This is a genomic window from Cereibacter sp. Soil_C_27 (genome assembly GCF_057657095.1).
On record NZ_JBDGJD010000001.1, the window covers coordinates 305416 to 321239 of the forward strand.

At 66.9% G+C, this 15824-nt stretch carries 15 protein-coding genes and 1 pseudogene; 11 read left to right on the forward strand and 5 right to left on the reverse strand.

Features of this window, described 5'->3' with window-relative positions:
- Window positions 1–12: 12 nt before the first annotated feature.
- Window positions 13–216: a SlyX family protein gene (locus AC3A5Z_RS01520; protein WP_107663314.1), complete on the reverse strand. Its 204-nt coding sequence runs from the start codon at window positions 214–216 to the stop codon at window positions 13–15.
- Between the two features lie 141 nt (window positions 217–357).
- On the opposite strand from AC3A5Z_RS01520, the gene hisS reads away from it, so the two are divergent.
- The 3 genes from hisS to hisG are packed head-to-tail and all read left to right on the forward strand — an operon-like array spanning window position 358 to window position 3649.
- On the forward strand, window positions 358–1845 hold the full coding sequence (gene hisS / locus AC3A5Z_RS01525; protein ID WP_487517647.1) for a histidine--tRNA ligase: 1488 nt from the start codon (window positions 358–360) through the stop codon (window positions 1843–1845).
- On the forward strand, window positions 1842–2939 hold the full coding sequence (locus AC3A5Z_RS01530) for an ATP phosphoribosyltransferase regulatory subunit (RefSeq protein WP_487517648.1): 1098 nt from the start codon (window positions 1842–1844) through the stop codon (window positions 2937–2939). The genes hisS and AC3A5Z_RS01530 overlap by 4 nt, the downstream gene beginning before the upstream one ends.
- The gene (gene hisG / locus AC3A5Z_RS01535) at window positions 2936–3649 is read left to right on the forward strand and encodes an ATP phosphoribosyltransferase (protein ID WP_136791515.1); all 714 of its coding nucleotides are present in this window, start codon (window positions 2936–2938) and stop codon (window positions 3647–3649) included. Before AC3A5Z_RS01530 ends, hisG begins: the two co-directional genes overlap by 4 nt.
- Here the strand turns inward: hisG and AC3A5Z_RS01540 are convergent.
- The 3 genes from AC3A5Z_RS01540 to AC3A5Z_RS01550 all read right to left on the reverse strand — a co-directional run bounded on the left by AC3A5Z_RS01540 (window position 3636) and on the right by AC3A5Z_RS01550 (window position 4807).
- The gene (locus tag AC3A5Z_RS01540; RefSeq protein WP_487517649.1) at window positions 3636–4010 is read right to left on the reverse strand and encodes a hypothetical protein; all 375 of its coding nucleotides are present in this window, start codon (window positions 4008–4010) and stop codon (window positions 3636–3638) included. The genes hisG and AC3A5Z_RS01540 overlap by 14 nt on opposite strands.
- Window positions 4010–4312: a hypothetical protein gene (locus AC3A5Z_RS01545; protein WP_487517650.1), complete on the reverse strand. Its 303-nt coding sequence runs from the start codon at window positions 4310–4312 to the stop codon at window positions 4010–4012. Before AC3A5Z_RS01545 ends, AC3A5Z_RS01540 begins: the two co-directional genes overlap by 1 nt.
- A gap of 63 nt (window positions 4313–4375) precedes the next feature.
- Window positions 4376–4807 carry a DUF1489 family protein gene (locus AC3A5Z_RS01550; protein ID WP_487517651.1) on the reverse strand — a complete coding sequence of 144 codons (432 nt, stop codon included), beginning with the start codon at window positions 4805–4807 and terminating at the stop codon, window positions 4376–4378.
- 175 nt (window positions 4808–4982) lie between these two features.
- Between AC3A5Z_RS01550 and AC3A5Z_RS01555 the strand changes: the two genes are divergently transcribed.
- The 3 genes from AC3A5Z_RS01555 to AC3A5Z_RS01565 all read left to right on the forward strand — a co-directional run bounded on the left by AC3A5Z_RS01555 (window position 4983) and on the right by AC3A5Z_RS01565 (window position 9325).
- Window positions 4983–7244: an adenosylcobalamin-dependent ribonucleoside-diphosphate reductase gene (locus AC3A5Z_RS01555; RefSeq protein ID WP_487517652.1), complete on the forward strand. Its 2262-nt coding sequence runs from the start codon at window positions 4983–4985 to the stop codon at window positions 7242–7244.
- 360 nt (window positions 7245–7604) lie between these two features.
- The gene (locus tag AC3A5Z_RS01560) at window positions 7605–8825 is read left to right on the forward strand and encodes an AAA family ATPase (protein ID WP_487517653.1); all 1221 of its coding nucleotides are present in this window, start codon (window positions 7605–7607) and stop codon (window positions 8823–8825) included.
- A 269-nt stretch (window positions 8826–9094) separates the two neighbouring features.
- Complete coding sequence (locus AC3A5Z_RS01565) at window positions 9095–9325, forward strand: hypothetical protein (RefSeq protein WP_487517654.1); 231 nt, start codon at window positions 9095–9097, stop codon at window positions 9323–9325.
- A 408-nt stretch (window positions 9326–9733) separates the two neighbouring features.
- On the opposite strand, the gene AC3A5Z_RS01570 is transcribed toward AC3A5Z_RS01565, so the two are convergent.
- Window positions 9734–10570: a MurR/RpiR family transcriptional regulator gene (locus tag AC3A5Z_RS01570; protein ID WP_487517655.1), complete on the reverse strand. Its 837-nt coding sequence runs from the start codon at window positions 10568–10570 to the stop codon at window positions 9734–9736.
- 287 nt (window positions 10571–10857) lie between these two features.
- On the opposite strand from AC3A5Z_RS01570, the gene AC3A5Z_RS01575 reads away from it, so the two are divergent.
- From AC3A5Z_RS01575 to AC3A5Z_RS01595, 5 genes and pseudogenes are all read left to right on the forward strand, one after another.
- Complete coding sequence (locus AC3A5Z_RS01575) at window positions 10858–11811, forward strand: Bug family tripartite tricarboxylate transporter substrate binding protein (RefSeq protein ID WP_487517656.1); 954 nt, start codon at window positions 10858–10860, stop codon at window positions 11809–11811.
- Window positions 11808–12722, forward strand: a complete 915-nt coding sequence (locus AC3A5Z_RS01580) for a BMP family lipoprotein (RefSeq protein ID WP_487517657.1) — start codon at window positions 11808–11810, stop codon at window positions 12720–12722. Before AC3A5Z_RS01575 ends, AC3A5Z_RS01580 begins: the two co-directional genes overlap by 4 nt.
- Entirely contained in the window at window positions 12715–13161 is a 447-nt protein-coding gene (locus AC3A5Z_RS01585; RefSeq protein WP_487517658.1) for a tripartite tricarboxylate transporter TctB family protein, read from the forward strand. The genes AC3A5Z_RS01580 and AC3A5Z_RS01585 overlap by 8 nt, the downstream gene beginning before the upstream one ends.
- 29 nt (window positions 13162–13190) lie before the next feature.
- Window positions 13191–14702 carry a tripartite tricarboxylate transporter permease gene (locus AC3A5Z_RS01590; RefSeq protein WP_487517659.1) on the forward strand — a complete coding sequence of 504 codons (1512 nt, stop codon included), beginning with the start codon at window positions 13191–13193 and terminating at the stop codon, window positions 14700–14702.
- A 424-nt stretch (window positions 14703–15126) separates the two neighbouring features.
- Window positions 15127–15631: pseudogene (locus AC3A5Z_RS01595) on the forward strand (IS5 family transposase); the annotation flags it as partial.
- Window positions 15632–15824: the final 193 nt, after the last annotated feature.

Genomic DNA, 15824 nt, shown 5'->3' on the forward strand with positions numbered 1-15824 from the left:
AGGAGAGGGGGGTTACCAGTGCGGCGGGCGCTGGTCGGCCAGAGGGATGCCGCCGCCGCTGTCGGCCTCGCGTTCGGCCTCGCGTTCGAGCAGCAGGCCGACCCGGCGCGACAGCCGCTCGATGTCCTTGGACTGCCGCGCCACCACCTCCGAGAGGTCTTCCACCGCCCGCGTCAGATGCGCGATCTGCTCCTCGGCCGCATCCATCCTGTCCATCCGCCGCTTCCTTTCCTCTGCATGCGCCGTGCATGACCTGTGCATCGGTCGTGCATCGCCCTTTTGCCGCAAACGCCCGCGGCTTGTCCCGCGCCCTCTCCTCCGATACACCCCCAGCGAAACACAGCGAAGGGTCCGGTCATGGCCAAGGACAAGTCTCCCCGCCGCCCCCGCGCGGAAACGCCGAAGGGCTTCCGCGACTATTTCGGCGCGGATGTGACGGAACGCAAGGCGATGCTCGACAGCATCGCCGAGGTCTATCACCGCTACGGCTTCGATCCGCTGGAAACCTCCGCCGTCGAGACCGTCGAGGCGCTGGGCAAGTTCCTGCCCGACGTCGACCGCCCGAACGAGGGGGTCTTCGGCTGGCAGGACGAGGATGGCGACTGGCTGGCGCTGCGCTATGACCTGACGGCCCCGCTGGCGCGGGTGGCGGCGCAGTTCCGCAATGACCTGCCCTCGCCCTACCGCCGCTACGCCATGGGTCCGGTCTGGCGCAACGAGAAGCCGGGGCCGGGGCGGTTTCGCCAGTTCTATCAATGCGATGCCGATACGGTCGGCGCGGCCTCGGTCGCGGCGGATGCCGAGATCTGCGCCATGCTTTCCGATGCGCTGGAAGTCGTGGGCATTCCGCGCGGCGACTATCTGGTGCGGGTCAACAATCGCAAGGTGCTGAACGGGGTCATGGAAGTGGCGGGGGTGCTCGACCCTTCCGATCCGTCGAAATTCGAGGCGGAACGCGGCATCGTGCTGCGCGCCATCGACAAGCTGGACCGGCTGGGCGAGGCCGGAGTGCGCGCCCTGCTGGGCGCGGGGCGGCGCGACGAGTCGGGCGACGTGACCAAGGGCGCCGGGCTCTCGGACGAACAGGCCGAGGTGGTGATGGGCTTCATGGCCGCCAAGCGCGGCACGGGCGCCGAGACGGTGGCGCGGCTGCGCGATCTGGTCGGCAGCTCGGTTCTGGGTGGCGAGGGCGTGCAGGAGCTTGAAACCATTGCCGAATTGCTGGACCGGCAAGGCTATGGCCCCGACCGGATCGAGATCGACCCCTCCGTCGTGCGTGGTCTCGGCTACTACACCGGCCCGGTGTTCGAGGCCGAGCTGACCTTCGAGATCCTCGACGAGAAGGGCCGCAAGCGGCAGTTCGGCTCGGTGGCGGGAGGCGGGCGCTATGACGATCTGGTCAAGCGCTTCACCGGGCAGGCGGTGCCGGCGACCGGGGTCTCCATCGGTGTGGACCGCCTGCTGGCGGCGCTGCGGGCCAAGGGCCGGGCCGGGCAGCAATCGGTCGGGCCGGTGGTGGTGACGGTGATGGACCGCGACCGGATGGGCGATTACATGGCGATGGTTGGCGAGCTGCGCTTGGCCGGGATCCGGGCGGAGCTCTATCTCGGCAATCCGAAGAATTTCGGCAACCAGTTGAAATACGCCGACAATCGCCACTCTCCGGTGGCGGTGATCCAGGGCACCGACGAGGCCGGGCGCGGCGTCGTGGTGCTGAAGGATCTGGTGCTGGGCGCCAAGGTGGCCGAGGAGGCCAGCCTCGAGGAGTGGAAATCCCGACCGGCGCAGGTCGAGGTGGCGCGGGCCGATCTGGTCGCCGCCGTGAAGCGGATGCTGGACCAGTGACCAAGGCCGCGATCCGGGCCGAGGCCGAGACGCTGTTCGCCGCCTTCCAGGCCGCGGGCGCCCTGCCGGTGGAGGCCGACATCCTGCTGCCCGCCGGCACGCTGCTCGACCTCTACGGCGAGGATATCCGGGCGCGGGCCTATGTCACCGCCGACCCGCTGCGCGGCGAGATGATGCTGCGGCCCGACTTCACCGTGCCGGTGGTGCAGGCGCATATGGCGCATGGCGCCGACCCCGCGCGCTATACCTACATGGGCGAGGTGTTCCGGCGGCAGGAGCATCTGGGGCCGCGCGCCTCGGAATATCTGCAGGTCGGCTTCGAGATCTTCGACCGCGCCGAGCCGGAAGCGGCGGATGCCGAGGTTTTCGCGCTGTTCTCGCGGCTGCTGGCGCCTCTGGGGCTGAAGGCGGCGACCGGCGACATCGGTATCCTGCTGGCGGCGGTGCGCGGCCTCGGCACCACCGAGCGGCGCAAGGCGGCGCTGCTGCGCCATGTCTGGCGACCGAAGCGGTTCCGTGCGCTGCTCGACCGGTTCGCTGGCCGGGCGCCGGCGCCCGAGGCGCGGCTGCAGCTGCTGGAGCGGCTGGCCACGGGCTCGGCCGAGGCGCTGATCGAGGCGGCGGGGCCGGTGATCGGGCTGCGCGAGCCCGCCGATATCGCGGCGCGGGCGGCGGCTCTGATCGAGGATGCCGAGGCCGCGCCGATCAGCGGCGCCGAGGCCGGGATGCTGGACGAGCTCCTGACGCTGGAGGACACGGCTGCGGCGGCGCTCGAGCGGCTGCGCGCGATTGCCGCCGAGATGCCGGCGATCGCGACCTCGGTCGACCGCTTCGCGCGGCGGCTCGGGGCGCTGGAGGCGCGGGGGATGGATGCCGCGACCCTGCCCTTCGCCGCAAGCCATGGCCAGAGCACGCTGGAATATTACGACGGCTTCGTCTTCAGCTTCCACGCCGCCAACCCCGCGCTGCCGCCGGTGGCGACGGGCGGGCGCTATGATGCGCTCACGGCGGTGCTGGGGCAGGGCCGGTCGATCCCGGCGGTGGGCGGGGTGATCCGCCCGGGGCTGGTAGCGCAGCTGAAGGGGACCCTTTGATGCTGAAGATCGGCGTGCCGTCCAAGGGGCGGCTGATGGAGAAGACCTTCGACTGGTTCAACGCGCGCGGCATCGCCATGCGCCAGACCGGGGCGGAGCGCGAATATTCCGGCGCGGTCGAGGGGATCGAGGGGGTGGAGCTGGTGCTGCTCTCGGCGGGCGAGATCCCGCGCGAACTGGCGGCGGGCCGCATCCATCTGGGCGTCACCGGGTCGGATCTGGTGCGCGACAAGCTGGCCGACTGGCAGACGCAGGTGGCGGAGCTGGCGCATCTGGGCTTCGGCCACGCCGACCTGATCATCGCCGTGCCGGCCTGCTGGATCGATGTCGACACGCTCGACGACCTCGACGCGGCGGCGGCGGCCTTCCGCGCGGCGCATGGCTTCCGGCTGCGCATCGCCACCAAGTATCACCGGCTGGTGCGGGAATTCCTGACGGCCCAGGGGGTTGCGGATTATCAGCTGGTCGACAGCCAGGGCGCGACCGAGGGCACGGTGAAGAACGGCACCGCCGAGGCGATCGCCGACATCACCTCCTCGGGCGAGACGCTCCGGGCGAACCACCTGAAGATCCTGTCCGACGCGCTGGTCCACAGCTCGCAGGCCGTGCTCTTCGCCTCGCGGCGGGCGGAGTGGGGGGAGGCTGCGGGGACGCTGGCGCAACTGGTGCAGAAGCTGGATGTGGCCGAGCCCGAGTTTACCCGGTCCTGACCAGCGGAAGGGGGGCGATGAGCAGCGCCAGCCGGTCTATCAGGATCGTAGCGTCCTGCCCGTCATCGGCAATGACCGCAAGCTGGCTGCGCGAGGCACACGGGTCGTTCAGGATCGACACCGGCCCTTCCACGAGGCCATGAAGCACGAGCGCCTTCGCCCCGTCCTCCTCGACCAGATCGATCTGCGACGGGGTTGCGGAGCCCTTGGCGAGGATGGTCCGGTGCACGCCGTCGAGCGAGCCGCGGATGACCGCGATCTCATGGCCGCGGCCACTGGGCCAGACCAGCCCGGGCGCAGCGCCGCGCGTGCCCTTCGAGCGGGCAAGTGACGGCTCTGGTTTCGTTGCGATTGCGGTCATCAGATAACCTCGACTGGTATCCTTACGTGGCCACGCAGGCCGGGCACATCAAGCACCCCTGTCGCGCCCTCGTCCCAGACTGCTCCCTTTACCCCGAAGAAGCTACGATAATGTGAAGGCGGGACGTGGGTGCGAAAGCTGTAGCCCGCCTCTCCGGCGGACAGCGGGCCGAGATAGGCCTTCACGCAGGCCGGGCCATTTCCGGCGATCTGCCGCGGCGCCTTGCCCCAGAGCCAGCCGGAATCCGCGACCAGCCGGCGCTCCCGCTCATCCGCGCGACGATGGAAGATCTGCTCCGCCACTGGCCACCCCCGCGCATCCTGCGGGGAGGCTAGCCAGCCGCCGGAAACCGGGCAAGCGACGCGTCAGCGCAGTCCGATCTCTGCCAGCGCCTGCGCCAGCGCCGGGGGCAGGGCCTCTTCCCGGGCGCGGCCCTTGGGCAGGTCGCGCGGGGCTTCCTCGGCGGAGAGGTAGCGCCAGCCCTGGAAGGGGCGGCGGGGGGCGCCTTCGGTGCGGATCACCTCGGGGTCGAGCAGGATGGCGCAGCGGGTGATGCCGTCGGCGCCGACGACCTCTTCCAGCCCGTCGATCCGCTGCCGCGCCAGAATCATCCCCTTGAACACCCAGTAGAGCGAGCCGCCGCTGATGATCTCGGTCTCGCGCTTGGGCCACATCCGGGTGACATGGCGCGGGAGACCGTCGGGCCAGCGGCCGCGCTGGCTCTGCTGCCAGTCGATCAGGTCCTCGACCTTCTCGGCGCCGACGCAGAGCTTCAGCAGGTTGACGAAATCGGGCAAGGGTCTCTCCGCACAAGGGAGATCAGACATTAATCTTTTGGCGACCGAGTTCAAGCTTGCTAAGGTGAAGGGACGGCGTTTGCTCCCACCGCTGGTTTGCCTCTAGCAGCCGAGGGGCATATCTAGTAGGGCTTCGCCGCATATCCTCTGATCGTCCCACCACAAGGAATCTTCCATGTCCCGTTTTCATGCCCCCATCGCCGAACAGATCTGGGACATGAAATATCGTCTCAAGGACGCCTCCGGCGTGGCGGTTGACGGGACGGTCGAGGACACCTGGCGCCGCATCGCCCGTTCGCTGGCCGAGGTCGAGGCCGAGCCGCAGGTCTGGGAGGACCGCTTCTATCACGCGCTGGAGGATTTCCAGTTCCTGCCCGCCGGCCGGATCACCGCGGGCGCCGGCACGGGGCGGGCGGTCACCATGTTCAACTGCTTCGTCATGGGCACCGTGCCCGACAACATGGGCGGGATCTTCGACGCGCTCAAGGAAGCCGCGCTGACCATGCAGCAGGGCGGCGGCATCGGCTATGACTTCTCCACCATCCGCCCGCGGGGCGCCGAGGTGAAGGGCGTGGCGGCGGACGCTTCCGGCCCGCTGTCCTTCATGGACGTCTGGGACGCGATGTGCCGCACCATCATGTCGGCGGGCAGCCGTCGCGGCGCGATGATGGCCACCATGCGCTGCGACCACCCGGATATCGAGCAGTTCATCGAGGCCAAGAAGGACGCGGCGCGGCTGCGCATGTTCAACCTGTCGGTGCTGGTCACCGATCCCTTCATGGCGGCGGTGAAGGCCGACGGCCCGTGGGAGCTGGTGTTCGGCGACAAGGTCTACAAGACCGTGCAGGCGCGCGACCTGTGGAACCGCATCATGCGCTCCACCTACGATTTCGCTGAGCCCGGGGTGATCTTCATCGACCGGATCAACGCGATGAACAATCTCGGCTATTGCGAGACCATCGCCGCCACCAACCCCTGCGGCGAGCAGCCCCTGCCACCCTACGGCGCCTGCCTCCTGGGCTCGATCAACATGGCGACGCTGGTCAGCGGCGCCTTCACGCCCGAGGCCAAGCTCGATCTGGCGGCGCTGGACAAGCTGGTGCGTCTGGCGGTGCGGATGATGGACAACGTTGTCGACGCTTCGCGCTTCCCGCTGCCGCAGCAGGCGCAGGAGGCCCAGGCCAAGCGCCGCATCGGTCTCGGCGTCACGGGGCTCGCCGATGCGCTGCTGATGGTCGGCCAGCGCTACGGCTCGGTCGAGGCGGCGGCGCAGACCGAAGCCTGGATGAAGGCCATCGCCCGCGCCGCCTATCTCGCCTCGGTCGATCTGGCCAAGGAGAAGGGCGCCTTCCCGCTGTTCGACGCCGAGAAATACCTCGCCTCGGGCTCGCTCACCCATATGGACGAGGATGTGCGCGAGGCGATCCGCACCCATGGCATCCGCAACGCGCTGCTGACCTCGATCGCCCCGACCGGGACGATCAGCCTCTATGCGGGCAACGTCTCCTCGGGCATCGAGCCGGTCTTCGCCTATGCCTACAAGCGCAAGGTCCTGCAGAAGGACGGCACCCGCACCGAGGAGGAGGTGGTCGATTACGCCGTCCGCCTCTGGCGCGAGACCCATGGCGACGCGCCGCTGCCGGATTACTTCGTGAACGCCCAGACCCTCGCCCCGCTGGAGCATGTCCGCATGCAGGCCGCGGCGCAGAAATGGATCGACAGCTCGATCTCCAAGACGATCAACTGCCCCGAAGACATCAGCTTCGACGATTTCGCCGAGGTCTACATGGCCGCCTGGGATCAGGGCTGCAAGGGCTGCACCACCTACCGCCCGAACGAGGTGACGGGCTCGGTGCTGAGCGTGTCCGAAGCGGCGCAGGCCGCGCCGGCCGAGCCGGAGCCCAAGGGCGAGGTGGTCTACCTCACCGACCCGCTCGACCGGCCCGCGGAGCTGGAAGGCGCGACCTACAAGGTGAAATGGCCGGGTTCGGAGCATGCGCTCTACATCACGGTGAACGACATCGTCATCGCCGGTCACCGGCGGCCCTTCGAGGTGTTCATCAACTCCAAGAACATGGAGCATTTCGCCTGGACGGTGGCGCTGACCCGGATGATCTCCGCCGTCTTCCGCCGCGGCGGCGACGTCTCCTTCGTGGTCGAGGAATTGAAGGCGGTCTTCGACCCGCGCGGCGGTGCCTGGATGGAGGGCCGCTACATCCCCTCGATCCTCGCGGCCATCGGCGGCGTGATCGAACGTCACCTGATCGCCATCGGCTTCATCGAGGGCGAGGGCATGGGCCTGAAGACCGACCCCAAGGCCGACGTGGCAGTGCTGGGGATGAAGGCCAAGGCCTGCTCCTCCTGCGGCAGCTACGACCTGCGGATGGTCGAGGGCTGCATGACCTGCGCAAGCTGCGGGTTCTCGAAGTGCGGGTGAGTTTAATACACAGCAGGTCAATGTAATACACAGCAAATACTGTCCATTTCCCCCTGTTTTTTGACCATTGGACGCGCGATTAGTGTCCATCGGTTTGGGGGCTGTGACCCTTTCGGTTTAAATATCAACTAGTTGGCGTGGTCCGGGGCTTGAGCGCCTCCGGACCATGCAAGCCGGTCGGCCCTCTCCCCACCCCCGTTGACGGTTTCGACCCTCCTGAGCATGGTTTCCGTCATCTTGTCCGGTCCGGTGAAGAGGCGCTGACGCCTCCAGCCTTCCCGGCAGTTCCCAAAACCACATCTGCCCCACCGGGAAAGCGCCGCTTTCCCGCAGGGCGGAGGCATGCTCAAGGAGGCTCCAATGCCCGCCGACCCCATCCTGGCCAAAGGCCACATCCGGTTCATTGAGGCGCGGTTCCCCGCTGCCTCTGCATCGCAACTGGACATCACCCGCCGCCTGACCGACCACCTGTGGAAGCTGCGGGAGGCGCAGGAGTTGAGGTTGGCCGAGGCCGCAGCGCCGCACCGACAGGAAGATGCGGCGCAGCAGCCTGCTGTCGGGATCAGGAGCGCGAAAGGCTCCGATGCCGAAGGTGCCAAGGATGACGACTTGCTCTTGCCGCCGGCCGATCGGATCCTCGCGAGGATCGCGAGCACCATCAGCCTCTCCGCCGCCGACCGGTCGAAGATCGATCGCAGGGCAAGGCGGCTGTTCCATCGGCGGGAAGCGGCTTCCGGGATGAAGCACCTGAAGAAGGAGGACCGGGACCGTCTCGAGGTGCTGGCCGGAGGAGTCCGCCTGGCCCTCATCCCGTCCGAGCACCGGGCCGATGAACTGGCCGCCGAGCTGCACGGGGAATTCCCTTGGCTGGCGCCCGCCACCGAGGTGGTCTGGCGCGCGATGCGCCGCTCGGTGCGGGAAGGCTGGCCGGGCTTCCGGATGCCGCCCCTGCTGCTCGACGGGCCTGTCGGGATCGGCAAGTCGGTCTGGGCGCGATGGCTCGGCACGCTGGTCGAGGCACCGAGCCTGGTCGTGGAGGCGACGAACCAGAACGCGAGCTTCGGCATCGTCGGCTCGCAGCGGGGCTGGAGCAACGCTGCTCCGGGGCGGCTGATGCAGAACATCCTGCAGCATCTCTGCGGCAACCCGATCGTTGTCGTGGAGGAGATCGAAAAGGCGGGACCGGTGCACTCGGGCAAGGGCCAGAGCTTCGACCTCGCCGCATCGCTGTTGCCGCTCCTCGAGCCTGCGACCGCAGGGAGCTGGAATTGCCCATTCTTCGAGGTTCAGTTCGACATGGGCTGGATCAACTGGGTGCTGACGACGAACAACCGCCATCTGCTGTCGGAGCCCCTGCGCAGCAGATGCACCGAAGTGCGGCTGCAGCAGGTGGGAGTGGCCGATCTGGTGGGCTTCGCCCGGCGGCAAGGCCGGCGGCGGCAACTCTCCGACCTGTCCGTCGAGGCCATCGTCGCGGCGCTGGAACACCCGGATGCACGGGCGCGTAGGTTGAGTCTCCGGTCGGTGCTGCGGCTGCTGGACCGTGCCGCGGAGTTGGAGCGCGACCCGATGCCGATTTGACACGCGCACGGTCTGCCCGACATCGCGCCACCTTCCGCCGCTGTCCCCTGCGTCGCTGGTGATCCGAGCTTGGAACGCGGAATGGGGGAACGAGTGCCCGGGCATCTGTCCAGTCGGGGCAACTGCTTTGACCGGCGGGCGGTCGGTGGCCAAAACTGCTCGCACCATAGGAACCTCAGGATCACATGAGCAAGCGCCCGACTTTTGACGAGCTTCGACTTGAACGGGCCCGACGCGCCGGGAGGTCCGGACAGGTTCGGGAGCCCAAGATGCAGCGGAAGTTGACCGAGAGGGAGATCCTACACATCGATGCGTTCGTGACGCTTCACTACTTCCGTGCCCAACTTGAAGCCGGCCAACCGATCGATCCGGATCGGTTGCCAGATAAGCTTCTTGCAGCTCTCGAGGAACATTGCGCCGGTCGGGACATGCCTCTTGTCGATGGTCGGCCGCATTATCGAGCCGCCGATGTTTTGGAACTGATCATCAAGTTCAGCTAGGCCTTCGGGCCCCGGCAAACAGGCGACTTTGGTGTTGTAGAACAGCCAAATCCTTGGCCAGTGCGACCAGGTGGCAGCGGTTTCTAGCGCCCTGATCGCGCCCGTTCTGCTCCGCTGGCAAGTATTCAGGGCCAAGGATTTCTGTCCGGATGCAACGTGCATTGTTGTGTCCAGAGAGCTGCCGCTCGCGTCGCCTCATTTGGAGGATGAGCTGCACCGCCGCGGGCTTCTGGTGACACAGGAATGTAGCGTGGATCAGCGGCTGGCCGGGCAGGGACAACTGTGGAGCGATGCGTTCGCACGACTATATGGGCGTTGCGCATGGCTTTGGCGATCTGACGGTCTTTCTGAACGGCTGCAGGGTGCGCCGACAGGACCCGGCGTCCCCTTCGCCTGAACGACGCCCTGCTAAAGCGCGCCGATCCGCTCGTTGATCTCTTCCGCGCGGCGGAGGCCAACGCGTCCCGCGGGGCCTGCCGCCGCGCTGGTGCGCAGCATGATCTGGTGACACAGCGCCAGAACTGTCGAGTGGTTGAACTGCGGCCCGTTCGTGCCGGTTTGGCACTGGAAATGCCAGGGCACGTCAGCCCGTGTCGCCATGCCCTCGTCGGAGATCAGCGCGAGGGCGCTGCCACGCTTCAGGATCTCGTCGATGACGGCGTCAGTCCCCGCTGCGCGGCGGCGCAGGGCGAAGACGATCACGCAGTCTTCGGGCTGCATGGTGGCGATATGCTCGCCCAGCGTTTCGCCGGCCCGAGGGATCGAGGTGACATCCTCCGCAAGCTTCATGAGTTGCCAGCCGAGATAGCCTGCGAAGTTCTGGCTGATCCTCTGGCCAAGGACCCAAACCTTGCGGGAGGACAGGATCCTGCTGGAGAGCGCGTCCAGTGCTGGAACCGAAAGGCGGCGGTAGGTCCATTCCAGATTCGATCGCTCTTCCTCGATCTGCGCCGAGAGGTCGGTGAAATCTCCCGCCTCGGCATGGCCGAGATAGAGGCGCGAACCGGTGCGCGCCTCCTCCCGCGCGGTCCGGCGCGCCTGTTCGTATGAGGGAAAGCCGAGCCTCCTGACAAAACGCGACACGGTGGCCTTGGAGACGCCCGCGAGCCGCGCCAGTTCCTGCGCGTCATAGCTGGCCATCTCCCCTGGAAAATCGAGAAGGAACGCCCCGAGGCGCCGCTCCGCGGGATGAAGGTCGGGCAGGGCTTCGCGGATGAGGTCGAGAAAGCGGGAAGCGTCGGGCATCATCGTCCGTGAAATCAGGGTTTCACGGACGATGATGCGTCGGGTCAGGAGTTGTCAAGCATGCGTCGGACAGCCGAACAACGCGCCCGGCATGCCGATTCGCTCGACTTCGCTGAAACCGTCGTTCCGCGAGCTTGCCTCGGTGACTTATACCGGGCAATGGGGCGGCGTGGGTGCCCATTCTGCGGGCAATGCGCGTTTTGCGTGAAACCATGATTTCCTGACGACCCATTTTCGGGCTCCATGCTGTGTATGGTTTCATGAGCCGACCTGCCTTGGAGCCTGCCATGCCCTTCAGATCCCTCACCGTCGTTCTGCTGGCCAGCCTCGCCAGCCCCGCTCTCGCCGAGGATTGGCCCTCGAAGCCGGTGCGCATCCTAGTCTCCTTCCCGGCGGGCGGCGCCAGCGACTTGGTCGCGCGTCTTCTGGCGCAGCATCTGACCGAGTCGCTCGGGCAGCAGGTCGTCGTTGAGAACAAGCCCGGTGCGGCGGGCACCATCGCCGCGGGCGACCTTAAGCCCGCGCCTGCGGATGGCTACACGCTCATGCTGTCGAACCTGACGCCGTTCAGCATCGCTCCCACGCTGATGCCGGAGGCGGGCTATGATCCTGTGACGGACTTCACCCATGTCAGCTACCTCGGCGCCAGCCATCTCGCGCTGTTCGTTCAGCCGGAGCTGTCGACCCCCGACCTCGCGGCCTTCGTGGCCAAGGCGCAGGCCGAGCCTGGCATGCTGGATTACGGATCTTCGGGCGTTGGATCCTGGGGCCATCTGGTCGCCGAGACCTTCAAGGCCAGGGCGGGTGTGGACATGGAGCACATCCCCTATCAGGGATCGGGGCCGATGGTGCTGGATTTCCGCGCCGACATCATCTCCGCGATGTTCGACGCCGTCACCCAGAACTTGCCTCTGGTCGAGGAAGGCGCCGCGGTCCCGCTTGCCGTCACCTCGCCCGAACGCCTGTCCGTTCTCCCGGATGTGCCCACCTTCCGTGAACTGGGCCATGACATCGTCGCCGAGAACTGGCTCGGCCTCAGTGCGCCGGCGGGGCTCGACCCGCTCATTGCCGGAAAGATCGACGCTGCCGTCGGCGACGTGCTGGCCCAACCCCGGGTGACGGAGCAATTCGTCGTCTGGGGCATCGAGACGGCGCCGCTGAAGGAGCCCAGCTTCGGCGATTTCGTCGCCAGCCAGTATGAGGCCTGGAAGCAACCCGTGCAGAAGGCGGCCCTGCAATGAAGATCGGCGTCCTTTTCGTGGGCGAGGTGGAAGACCGGGGCTTCAACGCCTCGGGCCTTGCCGGGACGAAGGCGGCGATCGAGGCGGGACGAAGCGTCGAGGTTCTGTCCGGGATCACCTATGATCCCGCCGAGATGTCGGCGGCTGTCGAACGCGGCCTGCAGGATCTCGACGGGTTGGTCTTTGTCGGCGGACAAGGCGACCGGGTTGTGCCCGACATCGCCCGCAGGCACCCGGGGAAGCGCTTCGCACTCGTTCAAGGCAACCACGTCGCGCCGAATGTCGCGAGCTACGATGTGCTGCAAGAGCAGTCGGCCTTTCTCGCTGGCTATCTTGCCGCCCGGATGACCAGCACCGGGACGGTAGCCCATCTGTCCGGGCATCGGGTTCGCCCGGGGTTGAAGGGACGCGCCGCCTTTGCCGCTGGCCTACGTCATGCCGACGCCCATGTGCGCCTGCTCACCGCGTTCTGCGGCACGCAGGATGCGAACCACACGACGTGCCGCTGGGCTGCTGCGCAGATCGATGCCGGCGCGGATATCCTGTTCACAATGCTGAACGGCGCGAGGGACGGCGCGATCGAGGCCTGCGCGGGCCGGGCTCGTCAGATCGGCAATGCGCTGGACTGGTGCGGCATCTGTCCGGAGGTCTTCCTGGCCTCGGCCGAGGCGCGCATCGATCTCGGGGTGCTGCAGGCGATCACCGACATGGCCGTTGGAACACCCCCGGCCCAGGTCCGCCGCTTCGGACTGGCGGATGACGGGGCCGTCCGCCTGACGATGGGTGCGGACGTCCCCGCAGGGTTGGCGCGGGAGGTGAAGGAGCTGGCCGCGCGCGTGGTCGGCGGCGATGTCGACATTCCCGAGCACTATGATGGGCCGGAGTTCGCGCTGGAGCACGACGATGCGTAGCCGCGCGCTGGCAGCCCAAGCCGGAAACCTCGCGGTGCTCGGCGTCGGCGCCGCCTTCGTCCTTGCCGCCGCCACCGGACTTGATCTGGGGTCGGCGCGTCGCCTCGGGCCCGGAGCCTTCCCGCTGATGGCCGGGATCTGCGTCATGGCCCTCGCGCTTGCGAGCATCCTGCTCGACCTGCGGCGCGCCCAGGCGCCCGAGCGCGCCGACGGGCCGGCGATCCTTGCTATCGCCGGGGCGATGGCCGGATTCGCCTTCCTCTCGCAGCTTGCCGGGGTCATGCCGGCGACCTTAGTCGCGGCGCTTGCAGCGAGCCTCGCGGCGCGACGGCGCGGGTGGCTGTGGCGGCTGGTCCTCGCCTGCGTTCTCACGGGGCTGGCTTGGCTGCTGTTCATCCGGCTGCTGCAGGTGCCCTTCGTCGCGATGCGGGGACTTTGATACCGGCAACAGCCGGAGAGAGTGGCGTAATGGAAGTTCTGAACAATCTCGCCTCGGGTCTCGCGACCGCGACCGACCCGATGAACCTGCTCCTCTGTCTGGCGGGGGTGTTCCTGGGCACCGCGGTCGGTGTTCTTCCGGGGATCGGGCCGCTTGCGGCCATCGCGATGCTGCTGCCGGTCACCTTCCACCTGCCGCCCGAGGCCGCCCTGGTGATGCTTGCCGGCGTCTACTACGGTAATGAATATGGCGGCTCCATCGCTTCGATCCTGCTCAACATCCCGGGTTCGCCCTCCGCCTCCATCACCTGTCTCGACGGCTATCCGATGGCCAGGGCCGGCCGCGCCGGGGTGGCGCTGTTCATGACCGCCATCGCCTCCTTCGCGGGCGGCGTTCTGGGCATCGCGATCATGGCGAGTCTCTCGCCGACGCTTGCCTCTTTCGCGCTGCTGTTCGGGCCTGCTGAGTATTTTGCGATCATGCTGCTGGGGCTAATCTCGGCGGCGGCCGTGTCCGGCGCCGGAGCGGTGCGCGGCGCGATGATGGTGTTCCTGGGCGTGTTGCTGGGGACCGTCGGCCTTGACGTCACCTCGGGCGAGACGCGCTTCACCGGCGGCTCCCTGGACCTGCGCGACGGCATTGACATCGGCATCGTCGCCATGGGGTTGTTCGGCGTCTCCGAGGTGATCAGCTCGATGCGCGATCCGGCCGGATCGGTGCTGCGCGACCGCTTCCGTCTCGCCGACATGCTGCCCACGGGGTCGGAAGCCCGGGCCTCCGCCGGTCCGATCGCGCGCGGCTCGCTGCTCGGCGCCATCCTCGGCACGTTGCCGGGCACCGGGCAAACGGTGTCCAGCTTCATGGCCTATGCGTTGGAAAAGAAGATCTCGCCGAACCGGCACAGGTTCGGTTCCGGGACGGTGGAGGGGGTCGTCGCTCCTGAATCGGCCAACAACGCCGCGGCCCAGACCTCGTTCATCCCCTCGCTGACCCTCGGCATCCCCGGCAGCCCGACGATGGCGCTGATGCTTGGCGCGATGATGATCCATGGCATCACGCCCGGACCGCGCATCATCGAGGAGCATCCGCAGCTTTTCTGGGGCCTGGTCGTCAGCTTCCTGATCGGCAACCTCTTCCTGCTGATCCTGAACATCCCGCTGATCGGGCTCTGGGTGCGGCTGCTGAAGGTGCCTGGCGAGTTCCTCTATCCCGCCACCGTCGCCATCATCTGCATCGGCGCTTACAGCATCAACCTAAGCCTGTTCGATGTCTGGTCGGTCCTCGTCTTCGGTCTGATCGGCTACGCGCTGCGCCTCTGGCGCTTCGAGCCGGCGCCGCTGCTGATCGGCTTCGTGCTGGGGCCGATGATGGAGGAGTATTTCCGCCGGGCGATGCTGCTGTCGCGGGGCGACGCCATGGTCTTCATCGAGCGCCCGGGCGCGGCGGTGATCCTGCTCGCAAGCCTTTTGTTGTTCGCAGGCTCGGTCTTGCCCATGGCGCGCCTCCTTGGCCTGCTGCCGGTCTTGTGGAGATGGCGATAGCATCGTGGCCGAGGGACAGGAGAGGGGATATGGCGCGACGGACTTTCAGCCGCGAGTTCAAGATCGACGTGGTCAGGCTGGTGAGGGACTGGATGCCAATTGACGCGGAGGGCGGAAACCGGTCTGACGGAGGTGCAGCATGGCAGGCGCAGCGACATCGGTAAAGCAGTCACTCATGCAAGATGCAGCGAATGGGGCTTTGGCTTGCTAAAATTACGGCGCAGATTTCGCTGCGATACAGATCGCATGTTAACCTTCGGGAATCTCGACGTGCAACACACGCCAGATCGACCTACGGGTAAGGGCCGCCAGCGAATTGTCCGCTGTCTGACCATCAACTACCGAAAGCAGAAGTTCGCTTAGGCTCAGGACCCATTGATTTTGCCTTTGCGGCATGATTCAGCCTCTGCAAGAAGATCGAACGATGAGCAACCTTTTCTGGCTGACAGAGGCGCAGATGGCGCGGCTGCAGCCTTTCTTCCCCAAGAGCCATGGAAAGCCTCGCGTCGATGATCGGCGGGTCCTCAGCGCCATAATCTTCATCAACCGCAATGGCTTGCGGTGGTGCGACGCGCCCGATGACTACGGCCCGGCGAAGACCCTCTACAACCGCTGGAAGCGGTGGAGCGACAAGGGCATCTTCGTCAGAATGATGGCGGTCTGGCCTCGGAAGCCACGGTTCCGAAGACGGTGATGATCGACGCGACCCATCTCAAGGCGCACCGCACGGCGAACAGCCTGCGGTTGAAGAAGGGGGATCAGGCGACCAAAGGGGCCGTCTGATCGGCCGGACCAAGGGCGGCATGAACACCAAGTTGCATGCCGTCACAGATGCCGATGGCCGTCCCATCCGCTTCTTCATGACCGCAGGCCAGCTCAGCGACTACACGGGCGCGGCGGCCCTGCTGCGCAGCTTGCCACAGGCGGAGTAGCTGCTGGCAGACCGCGGCTACGACGCCGATTGGTTCAGAGATGCGTTGAAAGACATCCGATCGCATTAGGTTCAGAGCAGCCCGGGCTCAGTCCTTAGCCTCACCCATAGAGCGCCCGAAAAAAGCAATGAGCTGCTGCCGGTTTGGTGGACACATCCGATCGGACGGGGGAAGGCGCTCGACCTTCCTG

Excerpts from the sequence above, each read along its gene's own strand:
- AC3A5Z_RS01520 (WP_107663314.1), bottom strand. The coding sequence starts at position 216 with ATGGACAGGATGGATGCGGCCGAGGAGCAGATCGCGCATCTGACGCGG.
- hisS (WP_487517647.1), top strand. The coding sequence starts at position 358 with ATGGCCAAGGACAAGTCTCCCCGCCGCCCCCGCGCGGAAACGCCGAAG.
- AC3A5Z_RS01540 (WP_487517649.1), bottom strand. The coding sequence starts at position 4,010 with ATGACCGCAATCGCAACGAAACCAGAGCCGTCACTTGCCCGCTCGAAG.
- AC3A5Z_RS01555 (WP_487517652.1), top strand. The coding sequence starts at position 4,983 with ATGTCCCGTTTTCATGCCCCCATCGCCGAACAGATCTGGGACATGAAA.
- AC3A5Z_RS01560 (WP_487517653.1), top strand. The coding sequence starts at position 7,605 with ATGCCCGCCGACCCCATCCTGGCCAAAGGCCACATCCGGTTCATTGAG.
- AC3A5Z_RS01565 (WP_487517654.1), top strand. The coding sequence starts at position 9,095 with ATGCAGCGGAAGTTGACCGAGAGGGAGATCCTACACATCGATGCGTTC.
- AC3A5Z_RS01570 (WP_487517655.1), bottom strand. The coding sequence starts at position 10,570 with ATGCCCGACGCTTCCCGCTTTCTCGACCTCATCCGCGAAGCCCTGCCC.
- AC3A5Z_RS01575 (WP_487517656.1), top strand. The coding sequence starts at position 10,858 with ATGCCCTTCAGATCCCTCACCGTCGTTCTGCTGGCCAGCCTCGCCAGC.
- AC3A5Z_RS01580 (WP_487517657.1), top strand. The coding sequence starts at position 11,808 with ATGAAGATCGGCGTCCTTTTCGTGGGCGAGGTGGAAGACCGGGGCTTC.
- AC3A5Z_RS01585 (WP_487517658.1), top strand. The coding sequence starts at position 12,715 with ATGCGTAGCCGCGCGCTGGCAGCCCAAGCCGGAAACCTCGCGGTGCTC.
- AC3A5Z_RS01590 (WP_487517659.1), top strand. The coding sequence starts at position 13,191 with ATGGAAGTTCTGAACAATCTCGCCTCGGGTCTCGCGACCGCGACCGAC.